Below are 22,369 nucleotides of genomic sequence, written 5' to 3'. Positions count from 1 at the left end.
GGAGGGTGCACGTGGCAGTAAGGCGTGGATTCGCCAATCTGGTCGCGACCCTCGCGGTCGTCGCGTTCGGGCTGGGCGTCATCTGGCTGTTCGGCATCGAGGACAGCAGCCGGTTCTGGGGGTTGCTGGTCGCGATCCTCGCGGTGGTCGCCTTTTTCTGGGCCGCGTTCTCCCAGCGGTCCCGGACCTGAACGGAGTTGAACCCTCGCGAAGAAGGGTTCCAGCGCCGCCAAGCGCCGCAACGGCCGGCGGCGCGGGCGTACCGATCGGGGCCGCGGGCCGGCTCCGGCCGGTACCCTCGGCCCGCCATCTCCCTACCGACCTTCAGGAGGTTCGTGTGCGAGCGCTGCTGAACCTGATCGCGACGGTGGGCGTGATCCTCTTCCTGCTGGGCGTGCTGTGGCTGCTCCACGCGACCACCACGCGGCTCTGGGGTCTGCCCGCGGCGTTGATCGGTGGGTTGCTGTTCTTCCTCTGCCTACGCGGTCTGCGCCGGTTGGGATGACGGCCGGCCCGGGCGCTGGCCCGGCCGGGCGTCGATCTGTCGAATGTCGCGGATTGGGCCGGCGGCCGGCCCAATCCGCGACGTCCGCACGCGCTCAGGCGGCGGGCAGCTCGGTGTTCTGGGCGGGGGTGAGCAGCAGCGAGCGCAGCGGCGCTCGGGTACGCGGGGCGCGCTCCCGGGCGGCGAGCGGCTCCGGCAGCGCGGCGTCGCCGTCCAGTCGACCCACGGCGATCACCACGACCGGGCTGAGCGCCTCGGCGAGCCCGAAGTCGTCCCGCACGGCCGCCGCGTCGAACCCACCCATCTGGTGCGTGGCCAACCCGTCGGCCTGCGCCTGCGTGATCAGGTGCGCGACCGCCTGGCCGGTGTCGTACAGCGCCCACGGGCGGGGGCGGCCGGTCTCGTCGACCGTCTCCGCGGCGACCAGCAGCAGCGCGCTGGCCGCGTCGGCCCAGGCCCGGTTGCCGGGGGCCAGCGCGGCGGTGAGCCGGTCGAACTCCGGCGCTCCCCGCTGGGCCACCAGGAACCGCCACGGTTGGCTGTTGTTGGCCGACGGCGCCCAGCGGGCCGCCTCGAGCAGCGCGGCAAGTTGATCCGGCGCCAGCGAGTGTGCCCGGTCGAACCCGCGCGGGCTCCACCGGTCGGCCAGCAGCGGGTGCACCGGGACGGACGTTTCGGCGGTCTTCATGGTCCTCAGCTCTCGGAAGGTTCTCGGGGGCGGTCGTCAGCGGTCGTACTTCAGCCGGGCCTGGCGCGGCACCGGGCCGAACCGGCCGGCGTGGAAGTCGGCGAACGCCTGGGTGATCTCGGTGCGCCGGTTCATCACGAACGGGCCACCCATCGCGATCGGCTCGCGGAGAGGCCGTCCGCTGAAGACCAGCACCCGGGCGGGGGAGTGGCCGTCGCCGGCGGCCAGCGGGAGCGGGGCGTCGGCGGCGCCGCGTACCGGATCGGACCAGGCCGTCTGCCCGGCCCGGACCCGGCGGCCGGCCACCGAGACCGCGCCCTCGACGACGTACGCGAAGGCCCGGTGCGAGGCCGGCACCGGCAGGCGGTACGCGGTTCCCGGCTCGAGCGTGACCAGCGCGCCCTGCACGGGATGATGGTTGAGCGCCGGGCCGGTGATCCCGGCGACGGTGCCGGAGATGACGTCGACCACCACGCCCGGGAGGGTGATCCGAGGTCGGCGGGCGGCCAGCAGGTCCTGGTAGCGGGTGGCGGCCATCTTGTGCCGGGCCGGCAGGTTGAGCCAGAGCTGCAGCGTGTGCGCGTGCTCGTTGCGGAACGCCAGCTCCCGGTGAATGATGCCGCGGCCGGCGGTCATCCACTGCACGTCGCCCGGTTCCAGCGCGCCGGCGTTGCCGAGGTTGTCCCCGTGCTCCAGCACCCCGTCGAGGACCGTGGTGACGGTTTCCAGACCGCGGTGCGGGTGCCACTCGAAGCCCGGCTCGGAGAACCAGTCCTCGGACAGCAGCAGGAACGGATCGGTCCGGGTGGGGTCGGCCGGCGAGATGAGCAACGCCTTGTCGTCGACCTGGGCGTCCGGGCCGAGTCGCTGCTTGGTGCTTACCCGGTCGATCCGCCGGGCCGCGAGCGGTGCCGTCATGGCCGTCCTCCTTCATGCTGACGCATCAGCAACACGATACAACCGAGGCTGACGTGTCAGCATTCCTGGTAGCCTTGTGCCGTGGCCGAGCCGCGGTGGTTGGACGAGGACGAGCAGGCGATGTGGCGTGCCTTTCTCGGCATGCAGCGCGCCCTCGCCCAGGCGACCGAGCGGCAACTGGCCGGGCTCGAGCTCTCCTCGGCCGACTACGCCATGCTGGCGCCGCTCTCGGAAACCCCGGACGGGGTGCTGCGGGTCCGCGACCTGGGCCGCGCCGCCGGCTGGGACCGGAGCCGGCTGGCGCACCAGCTACGCCGGATGGAACGGCGCGGTCTCGTCCGGCGCTTCGAGTGCCCGACGGACGCCCGGGGCACGATGGTCGAGCTGACCGCGGCCGGTCGGAGCGCGGTGCGGGCGGCGGCGCCCGGCCACGTCGAGACGGTCCGCCGGTTCTTCGTCGACCTGGTCCGCCCGGCGGAGCGCGAGGTGCTGACCGCGGTGGCGACCCGGGTGCTGGCCGCTACGGCGGAGGCCGGCGGCGACCTCGACGCGGACTGCGGCGGTCGCGAGCCGGCCGACGGCGCCCCCTGAACCGGACGACACTCCGGCCGTTCGCACCGGCGCCACCGACACGGGTCGAGCATGCGGCGTCACAGCCGGCTCTCGGCGGCCCGACGGACCGATCGGGCGGCGGGACCCGGCTCACCTGGCCGGTGGACCAGCTCGGTGGCGGCTAGCCGAGCAGGGTGGGCAGGTGGCGCTCGACCACCGGCAGCGCGTCGGCCACCGTGATCGGGCGGCCCAGCTCGGCGCTGAGTGAGGTCACGCCGGCGTCCCGGATGCCGCAGGGCACGATGCGGTCGTACCAGCCCAGGTCGCAGTCGCAGTTGAGCGCGAAGCCGTGCTGGGTGGCCCCGCGCGCCACCCGCAGGCCGATGGCCGCCACCTTGCGGGCCGGGCCGCGGTCGTCGGCCGGCACCCAGACCCCGCTGCGGCCCTCGATCCGGTCGGTGGTCAGGCCGAACTCGGCGCACACGTCGATCAGCAGCTGCTCGACCCGCCGGACGAAGGCCACCACGTCCACCCGGTAGCCGGTGTCGATCACGGGCAGCTTGACGATCGGATAGCCGACGAGCTGGCCCGGGCCGTGCCAGGTGATCTTGCCACCCCGGTCGACGTCGATCACCGGGGTGCCGTCGGTGGGCCGGTCCCAGGGCTCGGTGCGCTTGCCGGCCGTGTAGACGCTCGGATGCTCCAGCAGCAGCACGGTGTCGGGCGTCTCGCCGGCCACGACCGCCGCGTGCACGCGGCGCTGCTCGTCCCAGGCGGCGGTGTAGTCGACCGTCCCCATGCGGACCGCGGAGAGTCCGGAAATCGTCCTGGTCACCACCCCAGGGTAATCCCGCGCCGGCCGGCCGGCCCCGGTGAGCCGGCTCACCCGCCGGCCCGCGGCGAGGGCGGGGCCCACACCGCCGGCGGCCCCGGGGCAGCCGAGGTCCGCGAGACCGGCCAGAGCCATACGTCGGCCACCCGCTGGGGCGGGCCGAGCAGTTCGGTGGCCGCCCGCAGCAGCGCGTCGTGCTGGACCGGCCACTTGGCCCCGTGGATCCGGTCGGCCAGCACCACCACGTCCACCCGCCAGTACCGCAGATCGGCCCGGGCGGCGGCCCGCTCGGCCGGGCCGATCGGCGGCACCACCCCGGTCTCGGCCACCTCGTTGAGCAGGGCATTGGTGGGCCTCGGCACCGGGCCGATCCGGCCCCGCCCGTCCGGGCCGCCCGGGCCGAGGAAGAAGCCGGACGGGATGGCGAACTCGCCCTGCCGGTGCGTCCACGCGTACGCCTGCCAGCGCTGACCGTCGGGCGTGACGTCGAGGGTGAACGGCAACGGCGCGATCACCCCGCCGGTCGAGACGTACGGCCGCCAGGCCCCGCTGGTGATGAAGGCCGGCACCGGCTCGCGGACGCTGGTGAGCAGCGTGATCGGGAACAGCGGCACGAGCGCCACGGCGAAGCCCGCGGCCCAGGCCAGCCGCCGCGGGCGGTCCCGCGGTGGCGTCGTGCGCAGCGCGTCGACGGCGTGGCCGAGCAGCAGCCCGACGATCGGCGTGACCACCAGGGCGAGCCGGGCCGGCAGCGCCGCGTTCATCACCGGAAGGTGCCCGAGCAGCGCGAACGGCATGGGCACCGGGGTGTGGGTACCGAGGATCTTGGCCCGCGGGCCCCAGGACAGCACCACGAAGACGCCCGCGGTGATCAGCAGCGCCCGCAGGGTCGCCCGGCGGTCCGGGTCGGCCCGCCGCCAGAGCAGCACCGCGCACGCCACGGTCAGCACCAGCAGCGGTACGCCGAAGAACGAGTTCTCCTCGGTCGGGTTCGGCGCCAGCCGGGTGCCGAGCCCGAGCAGCCCGGCCAGCGAGCGCGCCGGGTAGGCGCCGTACGCGGCGATGTCCTCGGCGTGGATGATCGGGTTGAACCCGGTGCCGTGGAACCGCTGCGGGCCGAGGAAGTGCAGCCAGAGCGGGTACGCCAGCAGCACCCCGGCCACCGCGCCGGCCGCTCCGAGGCCACGGGCGAAGTTCGGCAGGGCGGCCCGGGCGGCCGCCCGGTTGACCGGGGCCAGCGCCCAAGCGGCCAGGAACACGACGCAGGCCAGCGCGATGAAGAACAGCCCCTCGGCGGCGATGGAGAACGCCACGGCCACGCCGACGCCGAGCAGGACGCCGTACCGCAGCCACCGGCCCGGGTCGGCGAGCCGCAGCACCCACCAGACGATCAGCGGGGCCAGCCAGCCGGCGGTCCAGTTCAGGTGCGCGTTGGCGTGCGAGACCATGCCGGGGGAGAAGCCGATGAACAGCGCGCCGAGCAGGGCCGCCGGTCCGGTCCGGAGCAGGTGCCGGGACAGCAGCCAGTACCAGGCCAGCGCGGTGGCCACCAGGTTGGCGGTGAGCACGATCAGGAACGTCACCGGCGGCCCGAGCAGGTACGTCAGCGGCGCCAGCAGCACGGCGTACACGGTGATCGAGGTGTTGACCGCGAGGTTGACGCCGTCCGGAACGTTGATCACGCCGGTGAGCAGCGGGTTGTCGCCGTGGGTCAGCGCGTGCGCGCCGAACGCCAGCAGCCACTCGAACAGCGACTGGTCGCTGGAGTTGACCGTCACGGCCCGCCGGTTGGGGTCCAGCCACAGCCCGCTGGTGATCCAGAACGCCAGCGCCAGGCTCGCCACCACGGCGATCAGGTCGGTGCGTCGGTCCGGCCGGGGAGCGGCGGCCGGCGGGCCGCCCGGGCCGGGCCCGGCCGGGTCGGGCGATGGCTCGGTGAGCAGCGGTGGCGGAAGCGGCACGCCGCAGGTTACCAACCGGCGACCGAACCCCTCCCGGCATCCGCACACAGCGGTAACGGTGAATGTGTGAGCGGCGGCCATGTCGGGGCTTCGTCATACCGCCGTAACGTTCCGGCCAAATTCGGGGTGACCCAGCTCACACCAGGAGGTCGCCGTGCGTCGTTCCCCGTCCACCCTGACCCGGCTGATCCGGGCCCTTCTCGTACCCCTCATGGTGGCCGCGGCGCTGGTCGCGGCGCCCACCGTCGCCGTGGCGGCGAGCCTCACCCAGGTCACCGGCTTTGGCTCCAACCCGGGCAACCTGGCCATGTACGCCTACCGACCGGACGGCCTGGCCGCCGGCGCCCCCGCCGTGGTGCTGCTGCACGGCTGCACCCAGAACGCGAACGACTACTTCACGAACTCGGGCTGGCGTAAGTACGCCGACCAGTGGGGCTTCGCGCTCATCCTGCCCCAGCAGAACTCCAGCAACAACGCCAACTCCTGCTTCAACTGGTTCCAGTCCGAGGACATCAGCCGGGGGCAGGGCGAGGCGCTGTCCATCAAGCAGATGACCGACTACGCCAAGGCGAACTGGGGCACCGCCGCCAGCCGGGTGTACGTGAGCGGCCTGTCCGCCGGTGGCGCCATGACCTCGGTCATGCTGGCCACCTACCCGGACGTCTTCGCCGCCGGCTCCGTGCTCTCCGGCATCCCGTACGCCTGCGCGACCAGCATGACGGCCGCGTACTCCTGCATGAACCCGGGCGTCGACAAGACGCCGCAGCAGTGGGGCGACCTGGTCCGCAACGCCTACCCCGGCTACTCCGGCCCCCGGCCCCGGGTCGCCGTCTGGCACGGCACCAGCGACTACACGGTGAACGTGGCCAACGCCACCGAGTCGCGCGACCAGTGGACCAACGTGCTCGGCCTGTCACAGACCCCGAGCAGCACCTCGTCGCTGCCCGCCGGCACCAGCCTGGAGACGTACGGCAACGACGCCGTGCGGATCTACCGGGTCTCGGGGATGGGACACGGCACCCCGGTCGACCCGGGCTCCGGCGCCGACCAGTGCGGCACGGCGGCCGCGTACTTCCTGGACACCATCTGCTCGGCCTACCGGGACGCGCTGTTCTTCGGGCTCAACGGAGCCGGCGGCAACCCGACGCCCACGCCGACCCCCAGCCCCACGGCCACGGGCAGCCCGACTCCTAGCCCGACCCCCACGGGCACGCCGGTCTGCGTCACCGCGAGCAACTACGCGCACGTGGCGGCCGGCCGGGCGCACCAGTCGCTCGGGTACGCCTACGCGAACGGCTCGAACCAGCAGATGGGCCTCTACAACACGTACTACACGACCACCCTCAAGCAGACCGGCCCCAACTACTGGGTCATCGGCTGCTGAGCTGGAAGGAAGGGCCCCCTGTTATCGCTTTTCGTATAGCAGGGGGCCCCTGTTAACGCACGAGAGCGCGGAGCTGTGGGAGCGGGGCTGCGCGGCGCGGAACTGTGGGCGTGCCTGCGGGGCGCGCGGCGCGGACAGTGGGCGTGCCTGCGGAGGCGCGCGGCTGTGGGGACGCGGCGTCGGAACCACGTCGGATTCTGGTGGTGCGTGACCGGCCCGGGTCCGGGATCAGGTTTGGGCGGTGGCCGGCTCGGCGTGCAGGACGGCGCGTAGCGCGGACGGCAGGTCCGGATGCGCCCACTCGAACCCGGCCCGCCGGAGCGCGCCCGGCAGCACCCGCTGGCTGCGCAGGGCCTCGCCGGCGAACTCGCCGAGCGCGATCCGGAGCGCGACGCCGGGCAGCATGAGCAGGGCCGGCCGATGCAGCGCGGCGCCGAGTTCCCGGGTGAACTCGGCGTTGGTCACCGGGGCCGGGCCGACCACGTTGACCGGTCCGGCCAGGTCGGAGCGGTCCAGCAGGAACAGCACCGCGGACAGCCAGTCGGGCAGCGAGATCCACGGCATCCACTGCCGACCGTTGCCCAGCCGAGCGCCGGCGCCCAACCGGAACGGCAGCAGCTGCGGCTTCAGCAGGCCGCCGTCGCGATCCAGCGGCAGCCCGGTGCGCAGCCGGACGACCCGTACCCCGGCGTCCTCGGCCGGCCGGGTCGCGGCCTCCCACACCCGGCAGACGTCAGCGAGGAAACCGTCGCCCGCCGGGGCCTCCTCGGTGACCTCCGTGTCGCCGGTGTCGCCGTACCAGCCCACCGCCGAGGAGTTGAGCAGCGCGGCCGGCCGGTCCGCCGGGGGCAACCCGGCGATGGTCCGGGCGATCGTGCCGGTGCTGTCCACCCGGCTGGACCGGATGACCCGCTTGTAGGCGTCGGTCCACCGCTTGTCCCCGACGCCGGCCCCGGCCAGGTTGATCACCGCGTCGGCGCCGGCCAGCACCGCCGGGTCGAGCGCGCCGGCCGACGGGTTCCACTGGACCTGGTCGGCCCCGGCGGGCGGCCGCCGGACCAGCCAGGTGAGCTGGTGCCCGTCGGCCGCGAGCCGGTCGACCAGGCTCCGGCCCAGGAAGCCGGACGCGCCGGCAAGAACGATCCGCATACCGCCATCTTCGCCGATCGAGGCCGATCCGGCCGCGCGAGCCGCGTGCCGATCCGGCCGGGCAGCCATGGGTACGTTAAAAGGGGCCCCCTGCTATACAAAAAGCGATAACAGGGGGCCCTTCCTTTCAGGCGGCCGGGGCGGCGCGCAGCTCGGTGAGCAGGCGTTCGACCTCGGCGTACGCGTCGGGGTCGAGCGGGCCGAGCGCGAGGGTGCCGAAGTTCTCCTCCGCCTGCGCCACCGTGCGGCAGCCCGGGATCGGCACGATCCGCGGGCTGCGGGCCAGCAACCAGCCGAGCGCGCCCTGGGCGAGGGTGCGGCCGTCGGCCGTCAGCGCCCTCCGGATCCGCTCCACCCGGTCGGTCCACTCCGGCGCCGGCACCCCGTTGTCGAACCAGTGCAACCATTCCGGCGTGACCCCGCGGACATCGTCGGCGCCCGGCCGCACGCCGCCCGGGCCGTACTTGCCGGTCAGCAGCCCCATGGCCAGCGGGCCGCGGCACAGGCTGGCCAGGTCCAGCTCCTCGCACAGGCCGAGCAGCGGCGCGTTGTCCGCCAGCACCGACTCGTCCAGCTGGATGGCGGCACAGTGCGGGCCGGCGGTGGCGAACGCCCGCGCCGCATCCGGGAAGTCGGTGCTCCACCCGTACGCCCGGATCTTGCCCTGGCTGACCAGGTCCTCCAGGGTGTCGACCAGATCGAGCGCGGCGGACGCCGGCAGCACGCCGAGGTGCAGCTGGTAGAGGTCGACGTGGTCGGTCCCCAGCCGGCGCAGCGACTCCTCCAGGCTGGCCACGGCGTACGCCGGGCTGGGGTCGCTGCCCAGCGCCCGCCGGGTGGCCTCGTCGGAGCGGTTGCCGAACTTCGTGGCGATGACCGCCCGGTCCCGACGCCCGGCCAGGGCCCGGCCGAGGACCCGTTCGCTGTGCCCGGCGCCGTAGTTGCTGGACGTGTCGAACAGGGTGACGCCGAGGTCGAGCGCGCGGTGGATGGTCCGGATCGATTCGTCGTCGTCGACCTCGCCCCAGCCGAACGGTTCGCCGTTCGCCCCCCAGAGGGGTCCGCCGATCGCCCAGCACCCCATGCCGATCGCGCTGACCTCGATGCCGCTGCGGCCAAGTGTCCGTGTCGTCGTCATGCGTCCACTGTTCAACCTGGAGCGCGCTCCAGGTCAAGTATCATCGGGCCATGAGCGGATACTCGCCGTCCGAGACCGCCCGCCGGAGCGGTTTCAGCCTCGACACCCTGCGCTATTACGAGAAGATCGGCCTGCTCAGCGACGTCGGCCGGACCAGCGGCGGCCGCCGGGTCTTCACCGAGGACGACCTGGGCTGGCTCGACCTGTTCCGTTGCCTGCGCGACACCGGCATGCCGATCGCGCAGATGTGCCGGTACGCCGAGCTGGCCCGGGAGGGCGACCACACCGTGGCCGAGCGCCGCAAGCTGCTGGAGGAGCACGCCGGCGCGGTGCAGGACCGCATGCGCCTGCTCCAGCGCCAGTACGACCACCTCCGCGACAAGATCCACTACTACAAGTCGATCACGGATTGAAAGGAAGGGCCCCTTCTTATCGCTTCTCGTATAGGAAGGGCCCCCTGTTAACGGCCGGGCTCGCAGTTCGGTGCGCCCGGGCCGCACCGGCCGCCCTACGTCGCCCAGGTCGGGTCCAGCGTCTCCAGCCAGGCGTCCTCGGCGGGGTAGTCGAACCAGCGGGCGCCGAGGTCGTCGTCGAGGCCCGGTGGGGCCCAACCGGGGCGCCGGCCGGCCTCCGCCAGCAGCCAGCCGATCTCAGCGGTGACCGTCGCGGCGAAGTCGCCGACCGGGCGGTAGCCGAGCGCCCGAGCGGCGCTCGCGTCCAGGGCGACCGGCGGCACCCGGTGCCAGGGGTGCCGACCGAGCGCGGCCGGAGCGTCATCGTCGAGCAGCACCTCTCGCCGGTCGTGGCCGGTCAGCGCGGCGATGATCCGGGAGATCGTCAGGCCGTCCGGAGCGTCCGGGTCGGCGGCGTTGAGGATTCGCCGTCCCGGGCGGTCGGCGACCACCTCGACGAGCGCCGCGATGTTGACGGCCGCGGATGGATGGTCCGCGCCGCCGCCCTGGCCGGCGAGCAGCACGGCCGGCCGGCGATCCAGCGCCCGCTTGACGAAGTACCAGCTCCGGGGCGGCCGGGCGCCCTCGCCGTGCACCTTGGAGGGGCGCAGCACGGTCACCGGCAGGCCGCTGTCCAGCAGGACCTGCTCGGCCGCGACCTTGTTGGCGCCGTACCCCTCGGGCGAGTCGTACGGCATGTCGCCCGGCCGCACCGTCGGCTGGTCCTCGGTCACCGGGCCGGCGAACCGGGGCGGGTCGGCCGAGTTGCTGTGGTTGCCGGCGTCGTCGACGTAGACGGCCTTGCTGGAGATCATCACGATCGAGCCGGCGTTCCGGGCCACCGGCAGCACCAGCCGGGCCTGGGCGGCGGTGAAGCAGATGCAGTCGACGAGCAGGTCACAGCCCTGGCCCACGGCCGCCGCCAGGCCGGCCGCGTCGTCCCGGTCGGCCGCGGCGAACCGGACGCCCGAGGCGGCGAGGTCGGCGGGCATCCGGCCGGGGTCGCGGCCGGTGACCGTGACGCTCCAACCGGCGGTACGCAGCCGGCGCGCCACGGCGCGGCCGAGCAGCCCGGTCCCGCCGATGATCGTCGCTGAGGGCATGGCCGGACCGTACCAGCGCGGTGCCCGGCAGCGCGCCGGGCCGGCCGCATGCCCGACGCCGCGGCGTGGCCTGGCTTGCCTCCGGTCAGGGCCGTCGTACCGGGTGGAGCCGGACCAGCTCCGTCAGCCCGACGAAGTCGTGGGGGTTGGTGGTGAACAGCGGCAGATCGTTCGCGGGTCGCCGGCTTGGTGCCGGCGGGACAGCGGGGCGCCCCGGCCGGTTTTCCGGCCGGGGCGCCCCGTCGTGCGTTCGTGCTGGCGGATCAGGCCAGGCCCAGCTCCGCCTCGAAGTTGCCGGCCTCCAGGCGCTCCTTGACGGCCACCAGGAACCGGGCGGCGTCCGCGCCGTCGATCAGCCGGTGATCGTACGAGAGGGCCAGGTAGACCATCGAACGGACCGCGACCACCTCGCCGAGGTTCGGGTCGTTGACCACGACCGGCCGCTTCACCACGGCGCCCGTGCCGAGCATGGCCGACTGCGGCGACGGCACGATCGGGGTGTCGAACAGCGCGCCCCGGCTGCCGGTGTTGGTGAGCGTGAAGGTGGCGCCGGCCAGCTCGTCGGGGCTGATCTTGTTGGTCCGGGTGCGCTCGGCCAGGTCGGCGATCCGCTTGGCCACGCCGCCCAGGTTGAGGTCGCCGGCGTCGTGGATCACCGGCACCATCAGCCCGCGCTCGGTGTCGACGGCGATGCCGAGGTTCTCCGAGCCGGGGTAGGTGATCGTGCCGGCGTCCAGGTCCATGCTGGCGTTCACCACCGGGAACGTCTGCAGCGCCTCGACCGCGGCCACCGCGAAGAACGGCAGGAACGACAGCTTCACCCCGTGCCGCTGCTGGAAGCTCTCCTTCGCCTGGGCGCGCAGCCGGGCGATCTTGGTGACGTCCACCTCGATCACCGTGGTGAGCTGCGCCATCTCGTGCAGCGACTGCTGCATCCGCTTGGCGATGGTGGCCCGGATCCGCGGCATCTTCTCGGTGCTGCCGCGCTTGGGGCTGGGCTGCGGCTTCGCGGCCGGCTTGGCCGGTGCGCCGCCGGTCGGCGCCGCGCCCGCCTGGGCCGCCGCGGGCTGCTCGGCCGGCTTGGCGGCCGCGGCCTTCGCCTGCTCGGCGGCGGCCAGCACGTCCTGCTTGCGGATCCGGCCGCCCACCCCGGTGCCGGAGAGCTGGGCCAGGTCCACCCCGTGCTCGCCGGCCAGCTTGCGGACCAGCGGCGTCACGTACCCGGCCGCGTCGTCGCCCTGGGCGGGCGCCGGTGCGGACGGTCGCGCGTTGGCCGACGGCGCCGGCGGCTGGGACTGCTGCTCGGCCCGCGCGGGCTGCTGGGCCGTCTCGGCCTCGGGCGCCGGCTCGGAGTACGACATCCCGGGCGTGGGCTCCTCGGCCGGCTCCTGGCGGGCGGGCTCGGCTGGGGCCTGCCGCGCCTCCTGCTCCTGCTTCGGGGCCTGCTGCTGCGGGGCCTCGGCCTTGGGCTGCTCGGTGCCCTGCTCCGGCGTCGGCTGCTCGGTCGACGGGGCGGCCGCCTCGGCGCTGCCGGCCGCGCCGATCACCGCGAGCTCGGTGCCGACGTCGACGGTCTCGTCCTCGTTGACCTTGATCTCGACCAGGGTGCCGGCGGCCGGGGCGGGGATCTCGGTGTCCACCTTGTCGGTGGAGACCTCCAGCAGCGGCTCGTCGGCCTCGACCGTGTCGCCCACCTGCTTGAGCCAGCGGGTGACCGTACCCTCGGTCACGCTCTCGCCGAGCGCCGGCAGCGTCACCGACGTGCGCTGCCCGCCGGCGTCGCCGCCGGTGGAACTGCTCGGCTCGGCCTCGGCCTGCGGGGCCGGGGCGGCCTGCGCCGGCTGCTCCGCGGCGGCCTGCGGCTGCTCGGCCGCGGGCTCCTCGGCCGGCTCCGCGCCGCCGCCGGACTCCGCGCCGCCGCCGGACTCGCCGCCACCGGACTCGCCGCCGCCGGACTCGTCGTCGCCGGCGATGACGGCCAGCTCGCTGCCCACCTCGGCGGTCTCGTCCTCGCTCACCACGATCCGGCTCAGCGTGCCGGCCGCCGGGGAGGGGATCTCCGTGTCGACCTTGTCGGTCGAGACCTCGAGCAGCGGCTCGTCGACCTCGACCCGGTCGCCCTCCTGCTTGAGCCAGCGCGTGACGGTCCCCTCCGTCACGCTCTCACCCAGCCGGGGCATGGTGACCGATACCGGCATCTCTCAAGACTCCTTCGTCGCGTGGTGCGATGCCCGCGTACCGGCGGGCGGCGCGGAAACTTCTCAGGCGTGCGCGTGCAGCGGCTTGCCGGCCAGCGCGAGGTGGGCCTCGCCGAGCGCCTCGCCCTGGGTCGGGTGGGCGTGCACGAGCTGCGCCACCTCGGCCGGGTAGGCCTCCCAGTTGAAGATCAGCTGAGCTTCGCCGACCAGCTCGCCGACGCGGGCGCCGACCATGTGGATGCCGACCACCGGGCCGTCGTTGAGCCGGACCAGCTTGACGAAGCCGTTGGTCTTGAGGATCTGGCTCTTGCCGTTGCCGCCGAGGTTGTAGTTGTACGTGCTGACCTTGTCGGCGCCGTACTGCTCCTTGGCCTTGGCCTCGGTCAGCCCGACGGAGGCCAGCTCCGGGTCCGAGTAGGTGACCCGGGGGATGCCGTTCTCGTCGATGACCGCGGGGTTGCGGCCGGCGATTTCCTCGGCCACGAAGATGCCCTGCTGGAAGCCGCGGTGCGCGAGCTGGAGGCCGGGGACGATGTCGCCGACCGCGTAGACGTTCTCGACGCTGGTGCGCAGCCGCTCGTCGGTGAGCACGAAGCCGCGGTCCATCTTGACGCCCTGCTCCTCGTACCCGAGGTTGGCGGTCGTCGGGCCGCGGCCGACCGCGACCAGCATGAGCTCGGCCTCGACGGTCTCGCCGCCCTCGATCGTGACCTTGACGCCCGCGTCGGTGTGCTCGGCCTTCTCGAAGCGCTTGCCGACCTTGAAGGCGATGCCGCGCTTGCGGAACGCCCGCTCCAGCGCCTTGGACGACTCCTCGTCCTCGGCCGCCACCAGCCGGGGGAGCGCCTCGATGATCGTCACGTCCACGCCGAAGGACCGCCAGACGCTGGCGAACTCCACGCCGATCACGCCGCCGCCCAGCACGATCACCGAGGAGGGGACCCGGTCGAGCTTGAGCGCCTGCTCGCTGGTGATCACCCGCTGGCCGTCGATGTCCAGGCCCGGCAGGCTGCGCGAGTATGAACCGGTGGCCAGGATGATGTTGCGGCCGGTGTATCGCTTGCCGTCCACCTCGACCGCGTTCTTGGCCACCAGCCGGCCCTCGCCGGCCACGAACGTGGCCTTGCTGGACTTGACCAGGCCCTGCAGGCCCTTGTAGAGCCGGCTGACCACGCCGTCCTTGTAGGAGTTGACGCCCGCCATGTCGATGCCAACCAGCTCGGCCTTCACGCCGAACTGCTCCGACTCGCGGGTCTGGTCGGCCACCTCGGCCGCGTGCAGCAGCGCCTTGGTGGGGATGCAGCCGCGGTGCAGGCAGGTGCCGCCCAGCTCGGCCTTCTCGATCAGCGCGACGGACAGGCCCAGTTGCGCCGCGCGCAGAGTCGCCGCGTAGCCGCCGCTGCCACCTCCGAGGATCACGACGTCGAAGGTTGCCTCATTCGGCTCGGTCACAGTTGTCTCCCAGGTCGCGTCGCTGCTACGAGGGTCGTGCCAGGTAAATGGACACAGTCGCCTCGGTCATCTTGTCACTTGTCCCCCCGCCGCGCTGAACGAGGTGCCCAAGGACACGTTCCCGGCACGTACGCTTGTCGGAAACGCCCGGGAAACCTGGCGCGGTGGGGTCGGGGAGGAGACTAGCGGTGGCCTGGTTCCGGCGGCGCGGGCGGGCGACCGGCGTGGCCGGCGAACGCCCGGCCAGCCAGGAGGATCTCGATCATCTGGAGCGGTTCGTCCGCACCCGGCGGGGCGTCGAGGCGCTCATCGAACCGCGTACCACGGTCACCGGGACCACGATCATCCTGATCGCCGCCGACGGCGAGTGGACCCGGCGGCGCATCGACGGCCCCGAGGGGGCCCGCCGGCTAGCCCACCGGCTGGCCATCCCGGTGTACGACGTCCGCCTGGTCGGCTACCCCCAGCGCCTCCGCGACTACAACACCCGCCGCCGCCTCCGCCCCCAACCCTGACCCTCGGGCACCGGGGGTTAACAGGGGCCCCTTCCTATACAAAAAGCGATAAGAAGGGGCCCTTCCTTACGTCTCAGCCGTTGGTGGCGATGTCTTCGACCAGGGCTACCAGGGTGCGTACGGGGACGCCGGTGCCGCCCTTGGTCCAGTAGCCGGTCGGCTCGCCGCTGTGGTACGCCGGGCCGGCGATGTCGAGGTGCGCCCAGGACACCCCGTCGGCCACGAACTCGCGCAGGAACACCCCGCCCTGCAGCATGTGACCGGCCCGATCCATCCCGGCATTGACCTGGGAGATGTCCGCGACGTCGGAGTCCATCCCGGTGCGTACGTCGTCCGGCAGCGGCATCGGCCACGCCGGCTCGCCGGTCGTGTCCCCGACGGTCCGGACCCGCTCGCACAGCTCGGCCGTGCCCATCACGCCGGCCACCCGCTTGCCCAGCGCGATCACCTGGCCGCCGGTCAGCGTCGAGGTCTCCAGCAGGTAGTCGCAGCCGTCCTCGCAGGCCCGCACGATCGCGTCGGCCAGCACCATCCGGCCCTCCGCGTCGGTGTTGAGCACCTCGACCCGCTTGCCGCCGTACATGGTGATCACGTCGCCGGGCCGGTACGAGCTACCCGAGGGCATGTTCTCGGCCATCGACAGGTAGGCGTCCACCGCCACCGCGGGCTTCAGGTCGGCGATCGCCAGCATCGCGGCGCCCACCGCGGCGGCGCCAGACATGTCCGACTTCATCTCCCACATGCCCTGCGCCGGCTTGATCGAGACGCCACCCGAGTCGAAGGTGATGCCCTTGCCCACCAGGGCGACCCGCTTGCCCTGGCCGCCGCCGTCCGGCCGGTACGACAGCTTCACCAGCCGCGGCGGCGCCGAGGAGCCCTGCCCGACGGCGAGGATGCCGCCGTACCCGCCGGCGGCGAGCGCCTTCTCGTCCAGCACCTCGACGGTGAGCCCGGCCTCGGCGGCCACCGCGGCCACCGCGTCCGCGAACGACGGCGGGCGCAGCTCGTTGGGGGCGGTGTTGACCCAGTCCCTGGTCAGCCGCACCGCCCGGGCCACCGCCTGGGCCCGGCGCACCTCGGCGCCGGCCCGCTCGTCGGCGGCGTCCGGCACGCAGATCGACACGGCCGCCACGGGGGAGCGGCGGGCCGGCTGCGGCCTGGTCTTGTAGCCGGCGAACCGGTAGCCGCCCAGCAGCGCGCCCTCGGCGAGCGCCCGGAGCGCGGCGGCGGCGTCGGCGTCGTCCGGCACCGGCAGGGCCAGCGCCACCCGCTCGGCGCCGGCCAGCGCCCGGATCGCCCCGCCGGCGGCCCGGCGCAGCGCCTCCGGAGCGGGGGCGGCGCCGGACGGCTCGGGGCCGAGCCCCACGGCCAGCACCACCGGCGCGGTCACCGTGCCGAGCGTGGCCAGCTTGGTCACCTCGCCGGGCGCACCGGTGGCACCGAGCAACGCCAGCGTCTCGGTCAGCTTGCCGTCGAAGGCGGCCGCGAGGGCCTCGGCCCCGGTGGCCAGCAGCAGCGTCGCGGCGAGCCCGCCGGCGTCGCCGTCGGACGGCTGGCTGTGCACGCCGATGACGACGGCGTCGACGGCGAGCTCGGCTGGGTCGGTGTCGACCAGGCTGAGGGTTGGGCTGGACGAGGTCACTCGGCGGCTCCGGGACTGGCGGGCCGGTCCCCTCGTGGGCGGCCCGGCGGTGGACGGTCTCACGGCGAACCTACCTGCCGCGCCGCGCGGATGTCCCGCCGCCCGCCCCTCCGCGGCCGCCGCCTCCGCTCCGCCCCCTCCGTGCCCGCGGCCCGGGCCATCGCCGCCGTCGTCCCGGCACGCCTCCGCGGCGCCGCCGCGGTCGGCGCCGGGTAAGTTGGCCGCCATGACGGACGACCCCGCCGGCCTGCGCCGATCCCCCCTGCACGAGCGGCATGCCGCCCTCGGCGCCAAGTTCGCGCCGTTCGGCGGCTGGTCCATGCCGCTGGAGTACGCCGGGGGCGGGGTGCTCAAGGAGCACGCGGCGGTACGGACGGCGGTCGGCGTCTTCGACGTCTCCCACCTGGGCAAGATCCGGATCACCGGGCCCGGCGCGGCCGCCTTCGTCAACGCCTGCCTGAGCAACGACCTGGGCCGGATCGGTCCCGGCCGGGCGCAGTACACGCTCTGCTGCGACGCGACCACCGGCGGCGTGCTCGACGACATCATCGCCTACCTGTACGGCGACGACCACGTCTTCCTGATCCCGAACGCCGCCAACACCGCCGAGGTGGCGAAGCGGCTCGGCGCGGCGGCGCCGGACGGGGTGACCATCGCCGACGAGCACACCGACCATGCCGTGCTGGCGGTGCAGGGGCCCCGCTCGGCGGAGCTGCTCGACCGGCTCGGGCTGCCCACCGAGCACGGCTACATGAGCTTCTCGCCCGGCACCGTGGACGGCGCGGAGCTGGTGGTCTGCCGGACCGGCTACACCGGGGAGCACGGCTACGAGCTGGTCGTGCCGGCCGCCGCGGCGACCGGGGTGTGGGACGCGCTGACCGCGGCCGGGGCCGAGTTCGGGCTGCGACCCTGCGGGCTGGGCGCGCGGGACACCCTGCGTACCGAGATGGGCTATCCGCTGCACGGCCAGGACCTGTCCCCGGAGATCACGCCGGTGCAGGCCCGGGCCGGCTGGGCGGTCGGTTGGGACAAGCCGGCCTTCTGGGGTCGGGACGCGCTGCTGGCCGAGAAGGCCGCCGGCCCCCGGCGGACGCTGCGCGGCCTGGAAGCGGTCGACCGGGGCATCCCGCGCGCGGGCATGACCGTGTACGCCGGCGACGCGGAGGTGGGGCGCATCACCAGCGGGACCTTCTCGCCCACGAAGAAGGTGGGCATCGCGCTGGCGCTGCTGGACACCGCGGCCGGGCTCGCCGAGGGCGACACGGTCGAGGTGGACGTGCGCGGCCGCCGGTCGGCCATGCGGGTGGTCAAGCCGCCGTTCGTCCAGCCGTCCGTGCGCTAGCCGCGGGCGCCTACCCGCGCGGGGCCGCCGGGCGCCTACCCGCGCGGGGCCGCCGGGCGCCTACCCGCGCGGGGCCGCCGGCGCCTACCCGCGGGCCGCCGGCCCGGATCAGCCGTTGTCGAGCACGGCCTGGGTCCAGCCGCCCTCGACCATGCGGGCGCCGTTCAGCAGCGCCCAGTCGACGATCTCGGCCGCGTCCACCACCACCGGCCGGCCGGTGCGCACGGCCGCGTCGTTGGCGGCGTCGCTCGCGCTGGTGCCGAGCACGCGCTCCGGCTCCAGCCAGGAGGTCACCTCGGCCCAGACGTACTCCGGGCCGTCCGGGCCGGGCAGGCCGTACTTCACCAGCAACCGGGTGGCCTCCGGCAGCGTCCCGGCGCGGAACCGGTCCCGCACGCCGGGCAGCCCGGCCCGGGCCGTGGCGATGGCCCGGACCATGGCCTCGTCGGTGCGGGTGTGCCTGATCTCCGGCCGCTCGTCCCCGAACAGCGTGCCGCAGACGGCCGAGAAGTAGCGGCCGGCCGGCCCCCGGTGCGCCTCCGGGGGGAGCAGGGACAGGAACGAGTCGGCCTCCGGATCGGTGGCCGGGTCGAGCTCCAGCCGGAGCCGGGCCGGCCGGCTGCCGTCGTGCCGCTCCGGATTGCCGTACGCCACCGCGATGTCATGGCTGGTCACCGACGCCATCACCGGCAGCTGGACGAAGGCCGGCAGGTCCTGCTCGCCCAGCTTGTCGGTCCAGGTGCGCAGCAGGCGTCGGGCCACCCCGGTCATCACCGCGCCCCAGGCCCGGGTCAACGACGGCGGCACGCCCTGGGCCTGCAGCTCCAGCAGGCCGAACCGGCGCAGCCCCTTCGTGGTGAACCACAGGCCGTCCGGATCGTCGGAATAGGGCACCAGGATCCAGTCGACCAGCCGGATCCGCCCCTGCTCGTCGGGGAGCGACCGGACGGCCGCGTCCGGGTCGAGGAACTGGAACCCGAACACGTCGACGAGGTCCCCGCCCATGGCCTCGGCCAGCGCCGCCGCCACCGCCCGGGCGGCCCACTCGTGCGCCGGCGGCCAGCCTGGGCGGAACTCGCCCTGCACCACCATCAGCTCGCTGGCGCCGCGCAGCCGGGCGAGCTGGTCGTCGGCGGCGCCGAACGCCGCCAGCAGGTCCGGCGGCAGGTGCGGCAGCTCGCTCACCGGCGCGGTCCGCACGGTCAGCAGCGGGCCGGCCAGCATCTGCTCGGCCAGATCGCGGACCGGCGCGGCCAGCCGGGGCCCGAGCCCCGCCAGCGCCCGCGCCGGGTCGGCCGGCTGCCCGAGCACCGGGATCAGGTACGTCGCCGTGAGCGTCTCGGGAACCGGGACCGGTAGGAAGTCGTCCGTGATCGTCATGCGTGCTCCCGGTTGGTGGTCCGTTCACCCGCGACGCTACCTCCGCGGACCGACAGGGATCAGGCGGTCAGCACCAGCCCGACGTACACCACCGTGGCGGCGGTCTCGACCAGCGCACCGAGGACGTCACCGGTGATACCGCCCAGACGGCGTACCAGGTGGCGCAGCAGGCCGGCGGCGCAGGCGAGCGCCGCGAGCACCGCCACCGGTCCCTGCCAGGGCCGGTGCGGCACGGCCGCCAGCGCCACCGCGGCCACGGCCACCGTGGCCACCGCCAGCGGCGCCGGGCCGACCGCGCCGGCCACCAGCGCGCCCAGGCCGTCGGGACGGGCCGCCGGTACGCCGCGGCGGCAGCCCCAGGCCGCGGCGAGGCGCCCGGTGGCGGCCGCGGTCACCAGGCCGGCCAGCGCCACCGGCCAGGACCGGCCCGCGAGCGTGGCCAGCGCGGCCGCCTGGACCAGCAGTACGAGGACGAGGGCCACCACGCCGAACGGCCCCACGTCGGGCCGCCGCATGATCTCCAGGGCGGCCGGCCCGGACCGGTAGGAGCCGAGGGCGTCCACCGTGTCGGCGAGCCCGTCCAGGTGCAGGCCACGGGTCAGCGCCGCCGCCGCGGCCACGGTCAGGCCGCCGGCCACCAACGGCGGCGCCCCGGCCGCCGTGCAGGAGAGCAGCACCGCGGTCCCGGCGGCGCCGAGCAGCGCGCCGACGGCCGGACCGAGCAGCATCGCCGCCCCGGCGTCGGCCCGGTCGGCCCGGCCGGCCGGCAGCGGCAGCACGGTGAAGGTGGTGAGCGCCAACCGGGCGCCGGAGCGGAGGCGGCCCTCAGCCACCGTGCGGGGTGCGGGCGTCCGCCGGATCCGCGCCCAGCCCTTGCGGGTGGCCGGCGCCCGGCGGGGACTCGGGCCGGTCCGGGTCCGCCGGGCCGGGACCCGCGTCGTCCGGCTCGACGAAATCCGGCTCGGTGGAAGCCGGTTCGGTGGGAGCCGGTTCGGTGGGGTGCGGGTCGGTGGGGTGCGGTTCGGTGGTGTTCTCGCCCGCCGCGCCGGCGCCGTGCCCGCCGTCGTCCTCCCCGGTCGGGGACCGGCTTGCGGTGGCGCCGGCCTCCTCCTCCGACGAGGACCAGGCGCCGGCGCTGGCCCCCTGCTCCGACGAGGACCAGGCGTCGGCGCTGGCCCCCTCCTTGGACGGCGACCAGGCGTCGGTGCCCGTACCGGCCTCGTCCCGGGCGGGCGACCAGCCGCCGGTGCCGGCATCCTCCTCGGCGGGCGACCAGTCGCCGGCGCCGGCCGCCGGGTCTGCGCCGCCGAGCCGGGGGTGCGCCGGCAGCGAGCGGGCCAGGGTGAGGGCCGAGCGCAGCAGCGGCAGGGCGGCCAGCGCGGTGGCGCCCTCGCCGAGGTCGAGGCGCAGGTCGAAGAGCGGGGTGAGGCCGAGGACGTCGGTGGCCAGCCGGACCGCCGGGTGACCGCCGTGGTCGGGCAGCAGGCACCAGTGCCGGGCCTGACCGGCCAGGTCCCGGGTGATCAGCGCGGCCGACACCCCCACCGGGCCGTCGAGCAGCACCGGCAGCCGGCGGGCCGTCGCGCCGAGCAGGACGCCCGTGGCGATGGCGATGTCCCCGCCGGCCAGCTCGGCCAGGATCTCCCGCGGTCCCCGGCTCGACCGGCGGGTGCGGTGCAGCGCGTCCCGGACCGCCGAGCAGCGCCGCATCCAGGCGGTGTCGTCCACCCCGCCGCCCGCGGTGACCACCCGGCCCAGCACGGCGGCCGGCTCCGCGCCGGCCGTGGCGGCCAGCACCGCGGCCGCGGCCGCGTCGGCGCCGGCTCCGCAGGCCGCGAGGACCAGCAGCTGTACGCCGGCGTCCGCGGCCTCCTCGGCGAGCCGCCAGCCGTACCGGAGCGCCGACTCGACCGCCGCGTCGGTCAGCGCCGCCTCCTCCTCGATGGGGGCGGCCGTGGGCGCGTCGATCACCTGCAGCCCCGCGTCGACCTCGGCGGCGAGCCGGGCCAGCGGGCCCTCGCCGGCCCGGGCCTGGTCGGCCCGCCGCCCCGATTCGCCCGGCGCGACGCCGGCCGCGGCGCCGCCGGAGTGGTCCCCGTGCACCAGCAGGACCCTGATGTTCCGCCACGGCTCCGGCACCGGGACGCCCTGGGTGCCGGCCGCGAAGCCGACCACCCGGTCCAGATTGCCCAGCCCCGCCCCGGGGAGGTCGAGGGTGGCCAGCCGGTCGACCGCGCGCGGCCCGGCGAACTCGTCGGGCAGCGGCAGCTCCATGCCGGGCTGGATGACCAGCCCGGTGGCGAGCATCGGCAGCGTCATGGTGGGCGCGGCCCACCCGGGGCCGGGGGGCGGCGCGCTGGTCGCGGGCGGCGCCACGGCCGGGGTGAGCACGTCCGGGGATTCGCCCGCCGGCTCCACCCCATCCGGTACGCCCGCCGCGGCCGGACCCGGCGCGCCGGTCCGGCTCGCCGTGCCGGTCCGGGTCGCCGTGCCGGTCTGGCTCGCCGTGCCGGTCTGGGTCGGCACGCCGGTCTGGGTCGGCAGCGGGATCGGCCGGCCGGCCGCGTCGATCGGGCCCGCTGCGGGACGCCGGCCGGCGCCGCCCTCCGGCTTCAGCCACGCGGGCTGCCCGGCCACCACCAGCGCCACGGCGTCGCAGGCGGCCGCGACGGCCTGGTTGACGGCGCCGAGCGCGTCCGCGAAGGCCCTACCCAGCGGGGTCGTCGGGACCAGCGACAGCCCCACCTCGGGGCTGACCAGCACCAGCCGGGCGGCGCAGCCCTGCACCGCCCGGGCCAGCTCCTCGATCGTGGCCACGTCGTCGGCGGGCTGGTGCGCCGGATCGAGCAGCACGGTCACCCAGCCGCCCAGGTCGTCCACCAGCAGGGTCTCGCCGGGCCGGGCCTCGGTGAGCAGCTGGATCAGCCGCGCCGGATCGGCCGCCGCCTCCTCGGTCTCCCACGCCTGCGGGCGCCGGCCGCGGTGCGCCGCGATCCGGGCGGTCCACTCCGGGTCGTCGGGGCCGGCGTCGGCCGCGGTGGCCAGGTAGCGGACCCGATCGGCGTCGCCGAGCAGGGACTCGGCGAACTCGGACTTACCGGACCGGATCCCGCCGAGCACGAGGAGGCTGTTCCACCCGTCAACCGACATGCTGCGTA

General features: G+C 74.9%; 20 protein-coding genes. 7 read left to right on the top strand and 13 right to left on the bottom strand.

The window, feature by feature from the left end; genetic code table 11:
* Positions 1–11 precede the first annotated feature (11 nt).
* Positions 12–191: a hypothetical protein gene (locus tag ACFFHU_RS19610; protein WP_377340931.1), complete on the top strand. Its 180-nt coding sequence runs from the start codon at positions 12–14 to the stop codon at positions 189–191.
* Between the two features lie 146 nt (positions 192–337).
* The gene (locus ACFFHU_RS19605; RefSeq protein ID WP_377340930.1) at positions 338–505 is read left to right on the top strand and encodes a hypothetical protein; all 168 of its coding nucleotides are present in this window, start codon (positions 338–340) and stop codon (positions 503–505) included.
* 94 nt (positions 506–599) lie between these two features.
* Here ACFFHU_RS19605 and ACFFHU_RS19600 read toward each other — a convergent pair whose 3' ends face one another.
* Together ACFFHU_RS19600 and ACFFHU_RS19595 are read right to left on the bottom strand one after the other, a co-directional pair.
* A complete protein-coding gene (locus ACFFHU_RS19600; RefSeq protein WP_377340929.1) occupies positions 600–1,193 on the bottom strand; it encodes a nitroreductase family protein in 594 nt (197 codons plus the stop codon).
* A gap of 36 nt (positions 1,194–1,229) precedes the next feature.
* Positions 1,230–2,111 (bottom strand): pirin family protein, encoded by an 882-nt coding sequence (locus tag ACFFHU_RS19595; protein WP_377340927.1) that lies wholly within the window; start codon positions 2,109–2,111, stop codon positions 1,230–1,232.
* An 81-nt stretch (positions 2,112–2,192) separates the two neighbouring features.
* On the opposite strand from ACFFHU_RS19595, the gene ACFFHU_RS19590 reads away from it, so the two are divergent.
* Positions 2,193–2,702 carry a MarR family winged helix-turn-helix transcriptional regulator gene (locus tag ACFFHU_RS19590; protein WP_377340925.1) on the top strand — a complete coding sequence of 170 codons (510 nt, stop codon included), beginning with the start codon at positions 2,193–2,195 and terminating at the stop codon, positions 2,700–2,702.
* A 142-nt stretch (positions 2,703–2,844) separates the two neighbouring features.
* Here the strand turns inward: ACFFHU_RS19590 and lipB are convergent, their stop codons facing one another.
* Together lipB and ACFFHU_RS19580 are read right to left on the bottom strand one after the other, a co-directional pair.
* Complete coding sequence (lipB, locus tag ACFFHU_RS19585) at positions 2,845–3,498, bottom strand: lipoyl(octanoyl) transferase LipB (RefSeq protein ID WP_377340923.1); 654 nt, start codon at positions 3,496–3,498, stop codon at positions 2,845–2,847.
* Positions 3,499–3,545: 47 nt separating this feature from the next.
* Positions 3,546–5,456 (bottom strand): DUF6311 domain-containing protein, encoded by a 1,911-nt coding sequence (locus ACFFHU_RS19580; RefSeq protein ID WP_377340922.1) that lies wholly within the window; start codon positions 5,454–5,456, stop codon positions 3,546–3,548.
* A gap of 211 nt (positions 5,457–5,667) precedes the next feature.
* On the opposite strand from ACFFHU_RS19580, the gene ACFFHU_RS19575 reads away from it, so the two are divergent.
* The gene (locus ACFFHU_RS19575; protein ID WP_377341229.1) at positions 5,668–6,840 is read left to right on the top strand and encodes an extracellular catalytic domain type 1 short-chain-length polyhydroxyalkanoate depolymerase; all 1,173 of its coding nucleotides are present in this window, start codon (positions 5,668–5,670) and stop codon (positions 6,838–6,840) included.
* Positions 6,841–7,068: 228 nt separating this feature from the next.
* On the opposite strand, the gene ACFFHU_RS19570 is transcribed toward ACFFHU_RS19575, so the two are convergent.
* Both ACFFHU_RS19570 and ACFFHU_RS19565 read right to left on the bottom strand, forming a co-directional pair.
* Entirely contained in the window at positions 7,069–7,989 is a 921-nt protein-coding gene (locus ACFFHU_RS19570) for a TIGR01777 family oxidoreductase (RefSeq protein ID WP_377340921.1), read from the bottom strand.
* 127 nt (positions 7,990–8,116) lie between these two features.
* Positions 8,117–9,127, bottom strand: coding sequence for an aldo/keto reductase (locus ACFFHU_RS19565; protein WP_377340919.1), 1,011 nt, complete (start codon positions 9,125–9,127; stop codon positions 8,117–8,119).
* A gap of 50 nt (positions 9,128–9,177) precedes the next feature.
* Here ACFFHU_RS19565 and ACFFHU_RS19560 point away from each other — a divergent pair, with 50 nt between their 5' ends.
* A complete protein-coding gene (locus ACFFHU_RS19560; protein WP_377340917.1) occupies positions 9,178–9,540 on the top strand; it encodes a MerR family transcriptional regulator in 363 nt (120 codons plus the stop codon).
* A 95-nt stretch (positions 9,541–9,635) separates the two neighbouring features.
* Here ACFFHU_RS19560 and ACFFHU_RS19555 read toward each other — a convergent pair whose 3' ends face one another.
* From ACFFHU_RS19555 to lpdA, 3 genes are all read right to left on the bottom strand, one after another.
* A complete protein-coding gene (locus ACFFHU_RS19555) occupies positions 9,636–10,682 on the bottom strand; it encodes an NAD-dependent epimerase/dehydratase family protein (RefSeq protein ID WP_377340915.1) in 1,047 nt (348 codons plus the stop codon).
* Between the two features lie 263 nt (positions 10,683–10,945).
* Positions 10,946–12,880 carry a 2-oxoglutarate dehydrogenase, E2 component, dihydrolipoamide succinyltransferase gene (gene sucB, locus ACFFHU_RS19550; protein WP_377340912.1) on the bottom strand — a complete coding sequence of 645 codons (1,935 nt, stop codon included), beginning with the start codon at positions 12,878–12,880 and terminating at the stop codon, positions 10,946–10,948.
* Positions 12,881–12,943: 63 nt separating this feature from the next.
* On the bottom strand, positions 12,944–14,332 hold the full coding sequence (gene lpdA / locus ACFFHU_RS19545) for a dihydrolipoyl dehydrogenase (RefSeq protein ID WP_377340910.1): 1,389 nt from the start codon (positions 14,330–14,332) through the stop codon (positions 12,944–12,946).
* 188 nt (positions 14,333–14,520) lie between these two features.
* Here lpdA and ACFFHU_RS19540 point away from each other — a divergent pair, with 188 nt between their 5' ends.
* Positions 14,521–14,847: a hypothetical protein gene (locus ACFFHU_RS19540; protein WP_377340909.1), complete on the top strand. Its 327-nt coding sequence runs from the start codon at positions 14,521–14,523 to the stop codon at positions 14,845–14,847.
* A gap of 73 nt (positions 14,848–14,920) precedes the next feature.
* Here the strand turns inward: ACFFHU_RS19540 and ACFFHU_RS19535 are convergent, their stop codons facing one another.
* Positions 14,921–16,489, bottom strand: coding sequence for a leucyl aminopeptidase (locus ACFFHU_RS19535; RefSeq protein ID WP_377340908.1), 1,569 nt, complete (start codon positions 16,487–16,489; stop codon positions 14,921–14,923).
* 226 nt (positions 16,490–16,715) lie between these two features.
* Between ACFFHU_RS19535 and gcvT the strand changes: the two genes are divergently transcribed.
* The gene (gene gcvT / locus ACFFHU_RS19530) at positions 16,716–17,831 is read left to right on the top strand and encodes a glycine cleavage system aminomethyltransferase GcvT (protein ID WP_377340906.1); all 1,116 of its coding nucleotides are present in this window, start codon (positions 16,716–16,718) and stop codon (positions 17,829–17,831) included.
* A gap of 108 nt (positions 17,832–17,939) precedes the next feature.
* Here the strand turns inward: gcvT and ACFFHU_RS19525 are convergent, their stop codons facing one another.
* Genes ACFFHU_RS19525 through ACFFHU_RS19515 form a run of 3 tightly spaced genes read right to left on the bottom strand, consistent with a single transcriptional unit; the run spans position 17,940 to position 22,361 of the window.
* Positions 17,940–19,211 (bottom strand): DUF2314 domain-containing protein, encoded by a 1,272-nt coding sequence (locus ACFFHU_RS19525; protein WP_377340904.1) that lies wholly within the window; start codon positions 19,209–19,211, stop codon positions 17,940–17,942.
* A gap of 59 nt (positions 19,212–19,270) precedes the next feature.
* On the bottom strand, positions 19,271–20,044 hold the full coding sequence (locus tag ACFFHU_RS19520; RefSeq protein ID WP_377340902.1) for an adenosylcobinamide-GDP ribazoletransferase: 774 nt from the start codon (positions 20,042–20,044) through the stop codon (positions 19,271–19,273).
* Entirely contained in the window at positions 20,037–22,361 is a 2,325-nt protein-coding gene (locus tag ACFFHU_RS19515; protein ID WP_377340900.1) for a bifunctional adenosylcobinamide kinase/adenosylcobinamide-phosphate guanylyltransferase, read from the bottom strand. The genes ACFFHU_RS19520 and ACFFHU_RS19515 overlap by 8 nt, the downstream gene beginning before the upstream one ends.
* Positions 22,362–22,369: the final 8 nt, after the last annotated feature.

The organism is Plantactinospora siamensis (assembly GCF_042434095.1).
GTDB lineage: Bacteria > Actinomycetota > Actinomycetes > Mycobacteriales > Micromonosporaceae > KBS50.
Note: the sequence above shows the minus strand (reverse complement) of the source record. Positions and strands in the feature narration are given on the sequence as shown.

Bases quoted from the DNA above. Each gene is read 5' to 3' on its own strand.
- ACFFHU_RS19600 (WP_377340929.1), bottom strand. From the start codon at position 1,193: ATGAAGACCGCCGAAACGTCCGTCCCGGTGCACCCGCTGCTGGCCGAC.
- ACFFHU_RS19595 (WP_377340927.1), bottom strand. From the start codon at position 2,111: ATGACGGCACCGCTCGCGGCCCGGCGGATCGACCGGGTAAGCACCAAG.
- ACFFHU_RS19575 (WP_377341229.1), top strand. From the start codon at position 5,668: ATGGTGGCCGCGGCGCTGGTCGCGGCGCCCACCGTCGCCGTGGCGGCG.
- ACFFHU_RS19570 (WP_377340921.1), bottom strand. From the start codon at position 7,989: ATGCGGATCGTTCTTGCCGGCGCGTCCGGCTTCCTGGGCCGGAGCCTG.
- ACFFHU_RS19565 (WP_377340919.1), bottom strand. From the start codon at position 9,127: ATGACGACGACACGGACACTTGGCCGCAGCGGCATCGAGGTCAGCGCG.
- ACFFHU_RS19560 (WP_377340917.1), top strand. From the start codon at position 9,178: ATGAGCGGATACTCGCCGTCCGAGACCGCCCGCCGGAGCGGTTTCAGC.
- ACFFHU_RS19555 (WP_377340915.1), bottom strand. From the start codon at position 10,682: ATGCCCTCAGCGACGATCATCGGCGGGACCGGGCTGCTCGGCCGCGCC.
- sucB (WP_377340912.1), bottom strand. From the start codon at position 12,880: ATGCCGGTATCGGTCACCATGCCCCGGCTGGGTGAGAGCGTGACGGAG.
- gcvT (WP_377340906.1), top strand. From the start codon at position 16,716: ATGACGGACGACCCCGCCGGCCTGCGCCGATCCCCCCTGCACGAGCGG.
- ACFFHU_RS19525 (WP_377340904.1), bottom strand. From the start codon at position 19,211: ATGACGATCACGGACGACTTCCTACCGGTCCCGGTTCCCGAGACGCTC.
- ACFFHU_RS19515 (WP_377340900.1), bottom strand. From the start codon at position 22,361: ATGTCGGTTGACGGGTGGAACAGCCTCCTCGTGCTCGGCGGGATCCGG.